Raw genomic sequence first — 17,254 nt, 5'->3', positions numbered from 1 at the left:
TAAAAAACATCTTCTCCTTACAGATATGGGCAAAGGTACAGAAACTTTTTGAAAGTACAGTGTACGGAAGCGTGCATTTGGTGTACGATACCGTGCATTTTTATGTAAGTGGATTTAAACTAAATATTTGATAAATAGATGCTTACGGTTTTGGTATGGTTGTTGCGAATTATCCGTAGATAAGCTTTGCAACGAAAAAAGCTCTATCGTCATTGTAAAATAGTAGAATGGTATGATACAACATTACATCAAAGTGGCGCTCCGTCTTATCGAACGGAGCATGCTTTTTTCTCTCATCAACATGCTGGGATTTGTGTTTGGTATGGCGGCGGCATTTCTTATTTATCTTTGGGTGGTGAACGAACTGACCTATGAAGATTATAACCCCGATACCGACCGCATTTATCGGGTAGTAGAAGTTGTCCGGCAGCAAACCGGTGAAATAACAGAGTCATCCAGTACTGTTCTCGCCTTGCCTGAAATCTTCAAAGAAAACTTCCCACAAGTAGAGGCTGCCACTGCCATCAAGTATATCGGAGAAGGGAGCATGGAGACTGGTGAAGGAAAAAGTCTTTCAGGATATCGTGTGTATACGGATACGGCCTTTTTTCAAGTTTTTCCATTTGAAGTAATGGCGGGTAACCTTACTGATATGAAAAAGGGTAATTACATTGTGTTATCCGAGAAGATGGCGATTAAACTGTTTGGCAGCGCCACGGCGGCAATCGGGCAGAAATTGAAAGAAGTGGCTGACGATTTATATGGCTGGGAAGCAAAGAAAGTGGTGGCAGTCGTGAAGATTCCTTCCAAATGCCATATCTATTTTGATATACTCTGTGACCTTGATAATTTTGCAAAAGCATATGGTATCGATCGTAACACTTTCCGTGAGGATCAGCATGTCTACGTCAAGATGAAACTTGGAGATGCAGGAAAGATGTATGCGAAAGAACACAGCGAGATGAGCCGGGTATTTTCCAAGCTTGGAGACAAGAATACACTGATTCGTTTCCAGCCTATCAAGGATATTCACCTGAAGACAAACTTTGCCGATCCCAATGTAAAGAATCATGGCAGTATGGCAAGCATCTATTTGTTTATCGGACTGGCTGTCCTGGTCATTTTTATGGGGGCATTCAACTTTATGACACTCTCTACGGCAAGGGCATCCATGCGTTACAAAGAGATAGGGGTGCGCAAGGTGACAGGCGCCAAGCGCAAGACGTTGATTACACAGTTCTTGTCCGAAGGTATGGTGCAGGCTGTCATCTCTTTGGGGTTGGCTTTGGCTCTGACGGAACTGATGCTTCCTCTTTTCAATGAGGCAATGGGTACTGAAGTATCACTGAATTTGAGTTGGAGTGTCGTGCTTTATGTCCTGTTCGGCATTGTTGGGATAGGGTGTGTCGCAGGCAGCTATCCGGCATTCTACCTTTCATCCGTCAATCCGCTGATAGCATTCAAGGGGGGCAAGAAAACCGGTAAGAAGGGAGGGATGCTGAAAGGCCTGATATGCGTACAGTTCATCATCACCATCACCTTGATGCTTGCTACGATGTTGGTTTATAAGCAACTGTATTTTATGCAGAATAAGGACTTGGGCTTGAACAAAGAAAATGTAGTGACGGTCTATACCAATCTGTGGTACAATGTCAATGACTTTAGGCAGGAAATTCTGAAGAATCCCAATGTGCAGAGTGTGGCAATGGGAAGCCCGATAGAAAATCTGTATGAAAACGGAGAAAAGAAAGAGGGGGGCGAAGCGGAATGGATAGATATGGATGGAAAGGTGAATACTTTGAAAATGGTGCCTATCATTGCAGACGATGATTTCATAAAGGTTTTCAACCTGGAGATGATAAAGGGGGAATCGCTGGAGGCAGATTATGACAACTACTGGGGTGGAGGCGCTCTACAGCGTACCGTCGTAATCAATGAGTCTGCCTGGAAGGCTATGAAGGTGGCAGATCCTATCGGAACGGAATTCCGCCTTACGGATACTTGGTGGGGGCATTTTAATTATCGGATAGTAGGGGTGGTGAAGGATTTCAACTTCCAGTCCTTGCGTGAGAAGATAAGGCCTGCTTTTATCTTTTATTCACCTGAACAGATGCAATATCTTTTTATTAGAATCTCTCCCGAAAACAAGAAGGAGACTTTGAAATTCATACAGCAGAAATTTGATGAGATGGCACCGCTTTTTATGAAAGAATTTCGTTATCAGTTCTTTTCTGATGCCTTAAACAAGAACTACGCCAAAGAGCAACAGCAGAGCAAGATGTTGCTGTTCTTCACAGTGCTTGCCATCGTCATAGCCATGATGGGAGTGTTTGGCCTGGTTGCCCTCTCTACAGAGCAACGGACCAAGGAAATTGGCATCCGTAAAGTGAACGGTGCACATTCCGACCGTATCGTGAAAATGTTCTGCCGCGAATATTTGCAGTGGGTGGGGATTGCCTTCATCATAGCTTGCCCTTTGGGATATTTCTTCATGCGGCATTGGATCAGCGAGTTTGTCTACCAGACACCAATCAGCTGGTGGCTATTCGTGGCAGTGGGTGCTGTCATTGCAGGCATTGCTTTGCTGACGGTCATTGGGCAGACATGGAGAAAGGCGTCGCAGAATCCGGTGAAATCATTGAGATATGAATGATAACATAAAATAAAGATATATGATAAAGACAATCGGACTCAGTAAAATCTTCCGCACGGAGAATGTGCAGACCACAGCCTTGAATGAGGTGAATATTGAAATCAATCGGGGCGAGTTTGTGGCAATCATGGGGCCGTCCGGATGCGGCAAGTCCACCTTATTGAATATACTGGGATTGCTGGACAATCCGACATCGGGCGAACTTTGGTTCCTCGGGCAGGAGGTGTCCCGCTTCTCGGAGAACAGTCGTACAGACTTACGTAATGGAAACATCGGATTCGTCTTCCAGAGTTTCAACTTGATAGACGAACTGACGGTTTTTGAAAACGTAGAATTACCTCTGCTTTATGCCGGAGTCCCCGTTCGCGAGCGTGTGGAGCGTGTAAATTGTGCTTTGGAACGGATGCAGATTGCACACCGCACGGAGCATTATCCGCAGCAGCTTTCGGGGGGGCAGCAACAGCGCGTTGCCATTGCCCGTGCCATTGTTACCAATCCCCATCTCATTCTTGCCGACGAGCCTACGGGTAACCTGGATTCTATCAACGGCAACGAAGTGATGGCGTTGCTGAAAGAACTGAACAGTGAAGGCGCCACTGTGGTGATGGTGACTCACTCGGAGGAGAATGCCCGCGAAGCGGGAAGGATTGTCCGGATGATGGATGGATGTATACTGACGGAAAGCTATTCTTAGTATCAAATACAGATGGAATAATCGGGGATTTTTCGTACTTTTGCAACTTTCAAAACATTAAAGTTGTTATCTAAAGAAAAGACTCTGTATGAAATCGGACATTGAAATAGCCCGCAGCATAGAGCTGAAGAAGATAAAGCAGGTTGCCGAAAGTGTGGATATCCCACGTGATGAGGTAGAGAACTATGGACGATACATAGCCAAGATTCCCACTCATCTGATTGATGAAGAGAAGGTGAAGAAAAGTAATCTGATACTGGTGACGGCAATTACTGCGACAAAGGCGGGTATCGGTAAAACAACCGTATCCATCGGTCTGGCACTCGGACTGAACAAGATAGGCAAAAAGGCAATTGTCGCTCTGCGCGAACCCTCTTTGGGTCCTTGTTTCGGCATGAAAGGCGGTGCCGCCGGTGGAGGATATGCCCAGGTGCTGCCCATGGAGAAGATAAACCTGCACTTTACGGGCGACTTTCACGCCATTACTTCGGCACACAACATGATTTCCGCCTTGCTCGACAATTATTTGTACCAACATCAGGCGGACGGCTTCGGACTGAAAGAAATCATCTGGCGGCGTGTACTCGATGTAAACGATCGTTCCTTGCGCAGTATTGTCACCGGATTGGGTCCGAGCACTAACGGCATTACCGAGGAGTCGGGCTTCGACATTACTCCGGCTTCCGAAATTATGGCCATTCTTTGCTTGGCAACAGACCTTGATGACCTCCGCCGCCGCATCGAAAACATTATCTTGGGATTTCGTTTTGATGGTACTCCATTCACTGTGAAAGAGTTAGGAGTAGCCGGTGCCATTACTGTTCTGCTGAAAGATGCTATCAACCCCAACTTGGTACAGACTACCGAAGGCTCTGCTGCTTTTGTTCATGGAGGACCGTTCGCAAATATTGCCCATGGTTGCAACTCCATTCTTGCCACAAAAATGGCCATGACATTCGGCGATTATGTAGTGACGGAAGCCGGTTTCGGGGCTGACCTGGGTGCGGAGAAGTTTTACAACATCAAGTGCCGCAAGAGCGGCCTACAGCCCAAGTTGACGATAATCGTTGCTACCGCACAAGGATTGAAGATGCATGGCGGCGTCAGTCTGGACCGCATCAAGGAACCCAATATGGAAGGACTGAAAGAGGGCTTCGGCAATCTGGACAAGCATGTACGCAATTTGCGTTCATTCGGCCAGCAGGTCATCGTGGCATTCAACCGTTTTGCCAGTGATACGGACGAGGAGGTGGAAGCTATCCGCTGCCATTGCGAAGAAAAGCTTGAGGTAGGTTTTGCCGTGAACAACGCCTTTGCCAAAGGAGGAGAGGGAGCCGTTGACCTTGCCAATCTGGTAGTAGATACTATCGAGAACAAACCATCCGAACCGCTGACCTTCACCTACGAAGAGAGCGATTGCGTGGAACGTAAAATAGAAAAGGTAGCCTGCAACCTCTACGGGGCAAGCGTAGTGACTTACAGTCTCCACTCCCGCAAGGTTATCAAACTGATAGAGCAGATGGGTATCAGCCATTACCCCGTCTGTATTGCCAAGACGCAGTACTCCTTCTCTGCCGACCCGAAGATATATGGTGCAGTCAACAACTTTGAGTTCCACATCAAGGATATTGTGGTCAATAACGGTGCGGAAATGATTGTAGCCATCGCCGGTGAAATTCTCCGTATGCCGGGATTACCCAAGAAACCACAAGCCGAACACATTGATATTGTGGACGGAAATATAGAAGGGCTGAGCTAAACGCGCGGAGCGCGTTTAGAATTAAAAATTAAGAATTAAAAATTAAAGGCTGCGCAGTTCAAAGCGAACATTGCGCAGCCTTTAATTTTTAATTCTGTTTGCTTATTAATAAGCAAACAGCGGGTATTCTTTCATCTTCGCATTGACGCGTGCACGTACCTCTGCGATGACTTGTTCGTTGTCTACGTTGGACAGAACGGTTTCAATCATCTCGGCAATTTCGAGCATCAGGTCTTCCTTGGCACCACGGGTTGTGATGGCAGGAGTACCCAGACGGATACCGGAAGTCTGGAAAGCCGAGCGGCTGTCAAACGGAACCATGTTTTTGTTTACGGTGATGTCGGCAGATACCAACGCCTTCTCGGCAACCTTACCGGTCAAATCGGGATATTTGCTGCGCAGGTCCACCAGCATGGAGTGGTTGTCCGTACCGCCGGAAACGATGGTGAAGCCACGGTCTATCAAGGCTTGTGCCAAGACAGCGGCGTTTTTCTTCACCTGCTTGGCATATTCTTTCCATTCCGGTTGCAGGATTTCGCCGAAGGCAACGGCTTTGGCTGCGATGACATGTTCCAGCGGACCACCTTGGATACCGGGGAATACGGCTGAATCCAGCAACTGGGACATCATCTTGATTTCTCCCTTCGGAGTTTTCTTGCCCCAGGGGTTGGGGAAGTCCTTACCCATCATGATAACGCCACCACGAGGACCACGCAGAGTCTTGTGGGTAGTGGAGGTCACGATGTGGGCATATTTCACGGGGTTATCCAGTTCACCGGCTGCAATCAGTCCGGCAGGATGAGCCATGTCAATCATTAGGATGGCACCTATCTTGTCCGCGATTTCGCGCATGCGCTTGTAGTCCCATTCGCGGGAATAAGCAGAACCGCCGCCGATAATCATTTTGGGTTTCTCGCGCAGGGCAACTTCTTCCATCTGGTCATAGTCCACACGTCCGGTTTCCTGGTTCAGATTGTATTCGCAGGGAGTATAGATAATACCGGAAGTGTTGACCAGTGAGCCATGGGAGAGGTGACCGCCGTGTGCAAGGTTCAGTCCCATGAATTTGTCGCCCGGATTGAGCACGGCGAGGAATACGGCTGCATTGGCTTGTGCACCGGAGTGCGGCTGTACGTTGGCCCATTCTGCGCCGAAAATCTGTTTCAAGCGGTCGATGGCAATCTGCTCACTCTGGTCTACTACCTCACAACCACCATAGTAACGCTTGCCGGGGTATCCTTCAGCATACTTGTTGGTGAGGCAGGAGCCCATTGCCTGCATAACCTGGTCACTTACAAAGTTCTCTGATGCAATCAGTTCAATGCCTTTGAGCTGACGTTGGTGTTCTTTTTCGATAAGTTCGAAAATTAAATCATCTCTTTTCATTCTGCTTATTAGATAAGTTTGATAAATCTGTGTTCTCTTATTAAGCGCACAAATTTACGGGAAATAAATGAATAAATTGAAAGAAAAGGAAGAAATTTACTGTCAAAAGAACACTCCGAAAGAAAAACTCAGCACATTGTCCCTGCGGTGAAAACGAATTTCGTTTTTCGTGTTTTCGTCAGCAGCGTTGTTGTCGGCCGGAATATCGTATGTCACGCTCTTGGAGATGTTGTGCAGCCCCATGTCGTAACGGAAGTCGAAAAAGACGCGTGAGATGGTGACGGATACGCCGACGGTGAAACTGAGATTGAGCGGACGCAGCCTTTCACGGATATTCACCTGGTCGAAATTCTCGAAGTCGATGTCACTTTTCCTGTCCCATATATAGCGCACTTTGGGTCCTCCAAAGACGGCAAGGCTGTACGGCCCCTCCTTGATGAAGTTGTATCCGTAGATGACGGGGATGTCTATACTGTGGATGGACGATGTAATGGAGGCTTCCTCCGGCCGGGCTCCTGATGCGGCGTCTTCGGGCAGAGGTTTCTCGAAGGTGATGTTGCACCGGTTGATGTTGTAGGATATTTCCGGTTGCAGGAAATGGCGGTCGAAGTTTATCCGCATGAAAAGGGAGCCGAAATATCCTATCTTGTAATTGTTCTGCACTTCGTCGATGGGCACTCCGTTGACGCTGAACTGGGATACAAGGAACAAGGAAGAGGTGAAACCGCCTTTGAAACCGAAATTGACCGGAGTTTCCTTGCGGTGTCCGGAATGCTCTTCGTCGGCAGTACCGGGCACAACCGGAGTCTGTCCCCACATCATGGCGGGGAAGGCCAACAGATATAAGCCCATCAAGATTCGTCGCAACTCCATCTCTTAAAACCTTTATCGCATTATTACTTCTTTTTCTCTACTGACCATCCGAATTTGCCTATCTTTTCTCCCAGCTCATAATATCCGCCGTGCACATAGACCAGCGGATTCGTTTCCGCCAGTTCCAGTTTGCCGGTTTCAGGGTTCAGATTACGGGTATCGGCACGGACATTTACCACATCTGCTATAAACATGTCGTGCGAACCGAGAGCCATAATCTCCTTTACCCGGCATTCTATGCAAAGCGGTGATTCCTCGATAAGAGGCGCGCTGACTACGGTGCTTTTCCCCGGTGTCAGATGCATTTCCTCGAATTTGTTGTAGTCCTTTCCGGAGCGTACGCCACACCAGTCCGTGGCCCGTGCCATATCTTTCGTGGTGAGGTTGATGACGAATTCCATATTCCGCTTGATGATGTCGTAGGAGTGGCGTTCGGGGCGTACGGAGATGTAGCACATGGGCGGGTTCGTACAAATCGTCCCCGTCCATGCGATAGTCAGAATGTTATATTCCTCCGGAGTGCTTCCGCAGCTCACCAATACGGCAGGCAGCGGATAAATCATGGTTCCGGGTTTCCAGTCTTCTTTCATATAATCTCAATATCTTCTCTGGTCTGCTCCTTTTCGCAGTAATGGCACTTGATGACGCAGTTGTCCTTGTCTACTACATGAAACAACGTAGGCATCGGCTCGTTGTTCGTGATGCATTTGGGATTGGCGCATTTCACGATTCCGCGCAGCTCTTCGGGCAGACGGACTTCGCGTTTCTCCACCACTTCGTAGTCGCGGATAATGTTCAGCTTCACGTTGGGAGCTACCACGGCAATGCGGTTTATCTCTTCGTCGCAGAAGAACTTATCGGCAATCTTGATGATGCCTTTTGTACCCAGCTTGCCACTTTTGAGGTTGAAGCCGATGGTGATATTGTTGCTCATGTGTTCCAGTCCGAGCAGCGAGACTACGGTAAACAGTCTCTCAGAGGGGATATGGTCTATTACAGTGCCGTTTTCCAAGGCGGCCACTTGCAATTCTTGTTTCTTCATTTCTTTTTTCAACTTTCAGTTTTCCACTTGTTTACGTTATTTGATGTCATCCAGCGTGATGCCCAGTACATCGCACAGAATAGCTTCACGGGCATACAGTCCGTTTTGTGCCTGCTGGAAATAGTATGCCTTGGGATTGTCGTCCACATCATAGGCTATTTCGTTGACACGGGGTAGCGGATGCAGGATGCGCAGGTTGGGACGGGTATGTTCCAGCATCTTGTTGCGCAGGATGTAGACATTCTTCACCCGCTCGTACTCCATAAGGTCGGTGAAGCGCTCGCGCTGCACACGGGTCATGTAGAGGATATCGGCATCAGCGATGATTTCTTCCGTAAAGTCCGTATGTTCCACGTACTTGATGTTGTGCTCGCGGCAGTAGATTTTGTATTCTTCGGGCATCCGCAACTCGTCGGGAGCGATGAAGTGGAAAGTGGGGTTGAAGTGGCGCATGGCCATCAGCAGGGAGTGGACGGTACGGCCATACTTCAAGTCGCCGACCAGGAAGATATTCAGATTCTCCAGCGTGCCTTGCGTCTTGTAGATGGAGTAGAGGTCGAGCATGGTTTGTGAGGGATGCTGGTTGGCACCGTCTCCGGCATTCACAATGGGCACGGTGGTGACTTCACTGGCATAGCGTGCGGCCCCTTCGAGGTGGTGGCGCATCACGATGATGTCGGCATAGTTGCTCACCATCTTGATGGTGTCTTTCAGCGTCTCGCCCTTGGATGAGCTGGTGGCCTTTGGGTCGCTGAACCCGATGACACGTGCTCCAAGCCGGTTGGCGGCAGTCTCGAAACTGAGGCGTGTACGGGTGGAAGGCTCGAAAAATAAGGTGGCAACTACTTTCCCGTCCAATATATGCCGATTGGGATGGGCTTCAAACTCTTTCGCCATCTCGAGCATATAGAGGATTTTTTCCCGGCTATGCTCGGCAATGGTGACTAAACTTCTGTTTTCCATATCGTTGAATTCATTTATACTTTTCGAGAGTGTAAAGTTACGGAAAATATGCGGGCTACGGAAATATGCGGGGAAGTTTTTTGCGAAATATGGGCTGTTTTTTTAACCGTGTGGCTTGTTGTCCGGAATGCCACACTTCATCATCCGAAATGCCACACTTCGACAAAGTAAATGCCGCATTTCGCGAATGTTCAAGTGTGGCATTTGCCTTAGTCAAGTGCGGTGTTTGCCTTGTCGAAGTGTGGCATTCCGGACAGTGAAGTGTGGTATCTCTTTACGCCGTCGCCGTCGTTCTTTTTAACGACAACGTCGTTTTTTCTCTTCTCTTCTTATCTTATCTCCTCTTACGCGCGCGAGGGCAAGTTTTCGTTGTCCCAATCTGTATTATAGCTCATTACGATGTATTTTTCCTTTCCGATTCTTTCTTCAAGTTTTCTAATTGTTTTGCAATCGTTTTGCATTTCACTGAGAGTTTCCATTAAAATAAACGGGCGTTTTTTTTGTGGATGCCGGAAATCTTATCCTGAAAAAGATATAAAAAGCATAGGCACATCCAATATATTTCCGTACCTTTGCCCTATTATTGAACTTTGATTTTAGTAACTGAAACATGATAAGGAAAGTCGTCAAAATCCTATGGATTTTCATCGCACTGATTTCGCTGGTGTGTGTCTTTATATTCTTTTCCATAGCCAAGGGCTGGATAGGCTATATGCCTCCGGTGGAAGACCTGGAAAATCCGAATTACAAATTTGCCACAGAAGTCTTTTCCGAGGACGGAAAAGTATTGGGTACTTATTCCTATAGTAAGGAAAACCGCGTGTTTGTGGGATACAATGATTTGTCGCCCAATATCATTAACGCCTTGATAGCTACGGAAGATGTACGTTTTGCCGAACATTCGGGCATTGACGCCTACGCCCTGACGCGTGCCGTAGTGAAGCGCGGTATCCTGATGCAGAAGAATGCCGGCGGTGGCAGTACCATCACCCAGCAGCTTTCCAAACAGCTTTATTCTCCCAGTGCCGACAATGTGATGGAACGTCTGTTCCAGAAGCCTATCGAATGGGTGATTGCCGTAAAGCTGGAACGTTACTATACAAAAGAGGAAATCCTCACCATGTATCTCAACAAGTTCGATTTCCTGAACAATGCGGTAGGCATCAAGACTGCTGCCTTTACCTACTTCGGTTGCGAACCGAAAGATTTGAAGATTGAGGAAGCGGCTACGTTGGTGGGCATGTGCAAGAATCCGTCTCTCTATAATCCGGTGCGCTACAATGAACGTTCCCGCGGACGGCGCAATGTGGTGCTCGACCAGATGCGGAAAGCGGGATATATTACGGAAGCCGAGCGCGACTCCCTCCAGGCGTTGCCTCTGAAACTGAAGTACAACCGTGTGGACCACAAGGAAGGGTTGGCCACTTATTTCCGCGAATACCTGCGCGGCGTGCTCACCGCCAAGAAGCCCGACAAGGCCAACTACCGCGGTTGGCAGATGCAGAAATACTACGAGGATTCACTTGATTGGGAGAACAATCCGCTCTTTGGATGGTGCGAAAAGAACACCAAGAAAGACGGTACCAAATACAACCTCTACACCGACGGGCTGAAAATCTATACCACGCTCGACTCGCGTATGCAGCAGTATGCCGAGGATGCCGTGACAGAGCATCTGAAGGAACTGCAAGGTTACTTCTTCAAGGAAAAGAAAGGGGCCAAGAAAGCTCCCTACACCTTCCGTCTGACCCAGGAGCAGGTGGACGAGATTCTGGGACGTGCCATGAGGTTGTCCGACCGCTACCGCCTCATGAAGAAAGCCGGAGCCACCGAAGCTGAAATAAAGAAAGCCTTCGATACCCCGGAGGAGATGTCCGTATTCAGTTGGGAAGGGGAGAAAGACACCATTATGACCCCGATGGATTCCATCCGTTACTACAAGTTCTTCCTTCGTGCCGGTTTCATGTCCATGGACCCGCGCAGCGGACATGTCAAGGCATACGTAGGCGGACCGAACTACCATTACTTCCAGTACGATATGGCCATGGTGGGACGCCGCCAGGTAGGTTCTACCATCAAGCCTTTCCTTTATACATTGGCTATGGAGAACGGTTTTTCTCCCTGCGACGAAGTGCGCCACGTGGAATACACGCTGATTGATGAAAACGGAAAACCGTGGACGCCGCGTAATGCCAACAAAAAGCTGATTGGTGACATGGTGACTGTGAAGTGGGGGCTGGCAAACTCGGACAACTGGATTACGGCCTATCTCATGAGCAAGCTGAATCCCTATAATCTGAAACGTCTTATACATACTTTCGGTGTCCGCAACCGTGATATAGTACCTTCCGTTTCACTCTGTCTGGGCCCGTGCGAGATTTCCGTCGGCGAGATGGTAAGTGCCTATACCGCATTCCCCAACAAGGGTATCCGGGTAGCTCCGCTGTTCGTGACCCGCATCGAGGACAACGACGGAAACGTGCTGGCAACCTTTGCTCCCGAAATGCAGGAAGTCATCAGCGTATCCAGCGCTTACAAGATGCTGGTCATGCTGCGTGCCGTTGTCAACGAAGGTACCGGAGGCCGTGTGCGCCGTCTGGGTGTGAAAGCCGACATGGGCGGCAAGACCGGAACGACGAACTACAATGCCGACGGCTGGTTTATGGGCTTCACGCCTTCGCTTGTGTCCGGTTGCTGGGTGGGCGGTGAGGACCGCGACATCCACTTCGATACGATGCTTCACGGACAAGGTGCTTCCATGGCATTGCCTATCTGGACCAAATACATGGTGAAAGTGCTCGGTGACAAATCTCTGGGATATGATGAAAATGAAACATTCCAGTTGCCCGAAGGCTATGACCCGTGCAAGGATGATGTGAATCTGGAAGGAGACACCCATATAGAAGAACCGATAGAGGGACTCGACGAACTGTTTAATTAGTTGAAAGGTGAAAATTGAAAGTGGAAAGGTAAACTTTCAATTTTCACCTTTTCCCCTTTCACCTTAAAAAATGGATTATACGATTAGTATTGGGAGCAACGAGCAGCGGAGGGAGAACATGGAACTGGCTCGCAGACGCTTGACGGAACTTTTTTCGGGAATACGTTTCTCGGAAGAGGAGGAGACGGCACCTTTGTTCTTTCACCGTCCGAATCTGTTCTCCAATCAGGTGGCATGCTTTGCTTCCGATAATCCGGTAGAGGAAGTCACCGCCTGCCTGAAAGCCATCGAACGGGAAGCCGGAAGGAAGCCCGAGGAGAAGGAGCAGGAAATTGTACGGCTGGATATAGACTTGTTGTCTTGTGACGGGACTGTCTATAAGCCAAAAGATTTGAAACGTGATTATATCCTGCGAGGATTGAAACAACTGTTATAATTAATAAAGAATATAAGGAGATGTGTCGATAGTATATGAACACTTTCGGATACACTCTCATTTTAAAAAACGAAGATTGAAAATGAAATTTTTAGGAATCATACCTGCCCGTTACGCATCTACGCGTTTTCCAGCCAAACCATTGGCGGTGTTAGGTGGAAAAACCGTGATACAGCGAGTATACGAGCAAGTGGCAGGAATCTTGGACGATGCATACGTGGCTACGGACGATGAGCGTATTGAAGCCGCAGTAAAAGCATTCGGAGGAAAGGTGGTAATGACTTCCACCGAACATAAAAGCGGCACCGACCGCTGTCAGGAAGCTTGTACAAAAATAGGAGGACAGTTTGATGTCGTGGTGAATATCCAGGGGGATGAGCCTTTCATCCAGCCTTCGCAGTTACAAGCCGTCAAAGCATGTTTCGACGATCCGGCCACCCAGATAGCCACTCTGGTGAAACCCTTTACGGTAGATAATGGTTTCGAGGCACTGGAAAATGTGAACTCTCCGAAGGTTGTGCTCAACAAAAACAGGAATGCCCTCTATTTTAGCCGTTCCATCATTCCCTACCAGCGCAATGCGGCGAAGGAAGACTGGCTGAAGAACCATACGTATTATAAGCATATCGGCCTTTATGCCTATCGCGTAGAGGTACTGAAAGAGATAACCGCCCTTCCGCAGTCATCCCTCGAGATTGCCGAATCATTGGAACAGCTTCGTTGGTTGGAAAACGGATACACTATCAAAGCAGGTATCACGGATGTGGAAACTATCGGCATAGATACTCCTCAAGATTTGGAACGGGCAGAAGAATTTCTTAAAAGCCATGGGCTGTAAACTAGAAAGCCCATGCTGAACCGAAGTGACCAACCCCGGATTCTCGAACCGGAACAACTGGTGGTGCAAAGGCCGGAACGTATCAAGTTGCCTAATGGCGTACCATTGAGCGTGCTCAATGCCGGTGACAATGAAGTGACACGTATCGATCTCCTCATGGCAGGCGGCCGATGGCAACAGAAACAGCCCTTGCAGGCGTTGTTTACGAACCGCATGCTTCGCGAGGGCACCCGACGCTACGATGCCGCCCGGATAGCGGAAAAGCTGGACTATTATGGAGCCTGGCTGGAATTGTCCAGTGCATCCGAGTATGCCTATGTCACCCTTTATTCTCTGAATAAATACCTTCCCCAAACGCTTGATGTATTGGAATCTATCGTCAAAGAGCCGGTATTTCCCGAGAAAGAGCTGGGAGTGATTGTAGACAATAATATCCAGCAGTTTCTTGTCAACTCTTCCAAGGTGGACTTTCTGGCGCACCGCGGATTGGTGAAGGCTCTGTACGGCGGGCAGCATCCCGGCGGACGTCTGGTGCAGGAAGAGGATTATCGGCGTATCACCCCTGCTGTGCTACGCGAGTTTTATGACCGTTATTATCATTCCAATAATTGCAGCATCTACCTCTCGGGCAAGGTAACCGACGATTGTATCCGCAGGATAGAGTCCTTGTTTGGCTGCGAGGCTTTCGGTACGGATTTCCGCAAACCGGAGAAGACAGAATTCCATCCGGTTACCGCTTCCGGAAAACGTATCTTCATCGAACGTCCGGACGCCCTGCAAAGTGCCGTCCGTATGGGCATGCTTTCCCTGGACCGTAATCATCCGGACTACTTGAAGGCCCGCGTACTGGTCACACTGTTCGGGGGTTATTTTGGCAGTCGCCTGATGTCCAATATCCGGGAAGATAAAGGATACACATACGGTATCTCCGCAGCCATCATGCCCTATCCGGGGCAGGGAGTGTTGGCGGTCAGTGCCGAAGCCGCCAACGAATTTGTGGAGCCTCTTATCGGTGAGGTCTATCATGAAATAGACCGCCTTCAGAACGAGCTGGCTTCCGATGGAGAGCTTTCCATGGTGAAGAACTATATGTTGGGAGACATGTGCCGTAGTTATGAATCTGCATTCTCGCTGGCAGATGCCTGGATTTTTGTGCAGGTATCGGGCTTGCAGGATACCTACTTTGCCGAAGCACTGGATGCTGTCAAGGAGGTTACTCCACAAGAAATCCGTGAACTTGCAGGGCGGCATTTATGCAAAGAGAAATTAAAAGAAATAGTGTGCGGCAAAAAAATGTCATAAAAAGCGGGAGTTATCGCATCATTTTACCGGATAAATCCTACCTTTGTCAATTATCAACTATCAATTATCAATTAATGAAATATCTATATACTGCACTCATTCTGGCTTTCTTATGTCAAGGCGGAGCCACTGCCCAGGAAAAAAAAGGCGGCTTTTTCGATAAAGTGAAAAGTACATTCTCTTCGGAGATAAAGATAGGTACCTATACGTTCAAAGACAACGGGGCCGTCTATACCGGTGAAATAAAAGGCCGCAAGCCCAATGGAAAGGGAAAGACCGTTTTTAAGAACGGCGACGTCTACGAGGGTGAGTATGTGAAGGGCAAGCGTGAAGGCTACGGTACATATATGTTTCCCGACGGTGAAAAGTATGAGGGGCAATGGTTTCAAGACCAGCAGCATGGCAGGGGTATCTACTATTTTATGAATAACAATCGTTATGACGGCATGTGGTTTCAGGATTACCAGCATGGGAAAGGAACCATGTATTATTACAATGGTGATATTTATGAGGGCGACTGGGTGAATGACAAACGCGAAGGCCAGGGAACGTATACCTGGAAGAACGGTTCCAAGTATGTAGGCTCGTGGAAGAATGACAAGAAAGACGGCAAAGGAACATTGACCTGGAATGACGGTTCCAAATATGACGGGGAATGGAAAAATGATGTCCGGGACGGTAAAGGAACTTTTGAATATGCCAACGGTGACAAATACGTAGGTGACTGGAAGGACGACATGCAGCATGGCAAAGGTATTTACTTTTTCCATACCGGCGACCGTTACGAAGGTTCTTATGTTCAAGGTGAACGTACCGGAGAGGGCATTTATTACCATGCCAGCGGCAACAAGTATGTGGGCAGCTTCAAGGATGGAAAGCAGGAAGGCCACGGCACATTTACGTGGGCAAGCGGCGCCGTTTACGAAGGTAATTGGAAAGATAACCAACGTGACGGATACGGTACTTACAAATGGAATGTAGGTGACTCTTACGAAGGTGAATGGAAAGACAATAAGTTCAACGGCCAAGGTACCCTGATTCAGACCGATGGAACCAAATATAAAGGCGGTTTTGTGAACGGTATGGAAGAAGGTAGCGGTATCCAGGAGGACAAGAACGGAAACCGTTATGAAGGCTTCTTCAAACAAGGCAAGAAACACGGTCCGTTTGTAGAAACAGACAAGAACGGAAAGGTGATACGAAAAGGAACCTACAAGATGGGAAGGCTGGAGAATTAGAATTAAAAATTAGAAATTAAAAATTAAAGGCTGCGCAATGTTCACTTCAGAACCGCGCAGCCTTTAATTTTTAATTTCTAACCGCTCCGCGGTTAGATAATGTATTGTGAACTGATTGATTCATTGTTCATCACCCGCTTGATGGTTTCGGCGAACATATCGGCAATGCTCAACTGTTTAACCTTGTCACATTTTTTAGAGTAGGGGATACTATCAGTAAATACCATTTCCGTTAGTGCGGATTCTTGTACACGGAAAGAAGCAGGGTCGGACATTACGCAGTGGCTGGCAATGGCACGGACAGATTTGGCTCCTGCTTCCAGCATGATGTTGGCAGCCTTGGTAATGGTTCCTGCTGTATCTACAATATCGTCTACCAATACTACATTCTTGTCTTTTACATCACCAATGATTTGCATGGTGGCAACCACGTTTGCTTTTTCGCGTGTCTTGTTGCACAATACCAGGGGTACACCGAGGTATTTGGAGAATGTGCTGGCGCGTTTTGAACCGCCGACATCCGGGGTGGCGATTACCAAGTCTTCCAGTTTCAAGGATTCAATATAGGGGAGGAATACTGCTGATGCATACAAATGATCCACCGGAATGTTGAAGAAACCCTGAATCTGGTCTGCATGAAGGTCCATCGTAATCAGACGGTCGATACCTGCAACAGAGAGCAGGTCGGCCACCAGCTTGGCGCCGATGGAAACACGGGGTTTGTCTTTTCTGTCCTGACGTGCCCAACCGAAGTAAGGGATAACGGCTACAACGCTTTTTGCCGATGCTCTTTTAGCAGCATCAACCATCAGCAGAAGTTCCATCAAGTTGTCAGAATTAGGGAAGGTTGATTGAACCAGGAATACATGCGAGCCACGGATAGATTCCTCATAAGAGACTGCAAACTCACCATCTGCAAAATGGGTGATGTTCATCTTTCCCAGAGGGCAATCAAGGCTAGCGCAGATTTTCTCTGCAAGGTATCTCGAATTTGTTCCGGAGAATACCATAAAGGGTGCTTTTTCGCTCATTTGTGTAATAGATGTTACCTATTTGTTAATTTGCATGCAAAGGTAGGAATTTCCCGTTACATAAAACAAGAGTTATTGTATAAAAATTATTTTTCTTT

The 17,254-nt window shown here is 48.0% G+C and carries 14 protein-coding genes; 8 read left to right on the top strand and 6 right to left on the bottom strand.

Annotated features, from left to right (window positions below; all coding sequences use genetic code 11):
- Positions 1-232 precede the first annotated feature (232 nt).
- From DWZ03_RS04375 to DWZ03_RS04365, 3 genes are all read left to right on the top strand, one after another.
- Positions 233-2,653: an ABC transporter permease gene (locus tag DWZ03_RS04375; RefSeq protein ID WP_117748783.1), complete on the top strand. Its 2,421-nt coding sequence runs from the start codon at positions 233-235 to the stop codon at positions 2,651-2,653.
- Positions 2,654-2,672: 19 nt separating this feature from the next.
- Complete coding sequence (locus DWZ03_RS04370; RefSeq protein WP_117748782.1) at positions 2,673-3,347, top strand: ABC transporter ATP-binding protein; 675 nt, start codon at positions 2,673-2,675, stop codon at positions 3,345-3,347.
- Between the two features lie 88 nt (positions 3,348-3,435).
- Positions 3,436-5,106 carry a formate--tetrahydrofolate ligase gene (locus DWZ03_RS04365; protein WP_044467770.1) on the top strand — a complete coding sequence of 557 codons (1,671 nt, stop codon included), beginning with the start codon at positions 3,436-3,438 and terminating at the stop codon, positions 5,104-5,106.
- Positions 5,107-5,211: 105 nt separating this feature from the next.
- Here the strand turns inward: DWZ03_RS04365 and glyA are convergent, their stop codons facing one another.
- The 5 genes from glyA to pyrB form a co-directional block, all read right to left on the bottom strand.
- Positions 5,212-6,492 carry a serine hydroxymethyltransferase gene (gene glyA, locus DWZ03_RS04360; RefSeq protein ID WP_005829088.1) on the bottom strand — a complete coding sequence of 427 codons (1,281 nt, stop codon included), beginning with the start codon at positions 6,490-6,492 and terminating at the stop codon, positions 5,212-5,214.
- Between the two features lie 102 nt (positions 6,493-6,594).
- The gene (locus tag DWZ03_RS04355; RefSeq protein ID WP_005837005.1) at positions 6,595-7,365 is read right to left on the bottom strand and encodes a porin family protein; all 771 of its coding nucleotides are present in this window, start codon (positions 7,363-7,365) and stop codon (positions 6,595-6,597) included.
- A 23-nt stretch (positions 7,366-7,388) separates the two neighbouring features.
- Complete coding sequence (locus DWZ03_RS04350; protein WP_005829084.1) at positions 7,389-7,955, bottom strand: flavin reductase family protein; 567 nt, start codon at positions 7,953-7,955, stop codon at positions 7,389-7,391.
- Positions 7,952-8,407 (bottom strand): aspartate carbamoyltransferase regulatory subunit, encoded by a 456-nt coding sequence (gene pyrI / locus DWZ03_RS04345; protein WP_120128966.1) that lies wholly within the window; start codon positions 8,405-8,407, stop codon positions 7,952-7,954. Before pyrI ends, DWZ03_RS04350 begins: the two co-directional genes overlap by 4 nt.
- 36 nt (positions 8,408-8,443) lie before the next feature.
- The gene (gene pyrB / locus DWZ03_RS04340; protein ID WP_025833804.1) at positions 8,444-9,370 is read right to left on the bottom strand and encodes an aspartate carbamoyltransferase; all 927 of its coding nucleotides are present in this window, start codon (positions 9,368-9,370) and stop codon (positions 8,444-8,446) included.
- 610 nt (positions 9,371-9,980) lie between these two features.
- On the opposite strand from pyrB, the gene DWZ03_RS04335 reads away from it, so the two are divergent.
- The 5 genes from DWZ03_RS04335 (at position 9,981) to DWZ03_RS04315 (ending at position 16,125) form a co-directional block, all read left to right on the top strand.
- Positions 9,981-12,311 (top strand): transglycosylase domain-containing protein, encoded by a 2,331-nt coding sequence (locus DWZ03_RS04335; protein WP_044467769.1) that lies wholly within the window; start codon positions 9,981-9,983, stop codon positions 12,309-12,311.
- Positions 12,312-12,381: 70 nt separating this feature from the next.
- On the top strand, positions 12,382-12,747 hold the full coding sequence (locus tag DWZ03_RS04330; protein ID WP_016273725.1) for a 2-amino-4-hydroxy-6-hydroxymethyldihydropteridine diphosphokinase: 366 nt from the start codon (positions 12,382-12,384) through the stop codon (positions 12,745-12,747).
- A gap of 82 nt (positions 12,748-12,829) precedes the next feature.
- Positions 12,830-13,585: a 3-deoxy-manno-octulosonate cytidylyltransferase gene (gene kdsB, locus DWZ03_RS04325; protein WP_016273726.1), complete on the top strand. Its 756-nt coding sequence runs from the start codon at positions 12,830-12,832 to the stop codon at positions 13,583-13,585.
- Between the two features lie 12 nt (positions 13,586-13,597).
- Complete coding sequence (locus DWZ03_RS04320; RefSeq protein ID WP_120128963.1) at positions 13,598-14,887, top strand: M16 family metallopeptidase; 1,290 nt, start codon at positions 13,598-13,600, stop codon at positions 14,885-14,887.
- 74 nt (positions 14,888-14,961) lie between these two features.
- Positions 14,962-16,125, top strand: coding sequence for a phosphatidylinositol-4-phosphate 5-kinase (locus DWZ03_RS04315; protein WP_120128961.1), 1,164 nt, complete (start codon positions 14,962-14,964; stop codon positions 16,123-16,125).
- A 92-nt stretch (positions 16,126-16,217) separates the two neighbouring features.
- On the opposite strand, the gene DWZ03_RS04310 is transcribed toward DWZ03_RS04315, so the two are convergent.
- The gene (locus DWZ03_RS04310; RefSeq protein WP_005829068.1) at positions 16,218-17,156 is read right to left on the bottom strand and encodes a ribose-phosphate pyrophosphokinase; all 939 of its coding nucleotides are present in this window, start codon (positions 17,154-17,156) and stop codon (positions 16,218-16,220) included.
- Positions 17,157-17,254: the final 98 nt, after the last annotated feature.

The sequence above is a fragment of the Bacteroides sp. AF29-11 genome (assembly GCF_003602895.1).
In the GTDB taxonomy this organism is placed as follows: Bacteria; Bacteroidota; Bacteroidia; order Bacteroidales; family Bacteroidaceae; genus Bacteroides; species Bacteroides uniformis.
The sequence above is the reverse complement of the archived record's forward strand: the minus strand, read 5'-3'. Positions and strand labels throughout refer to the sequence as shown.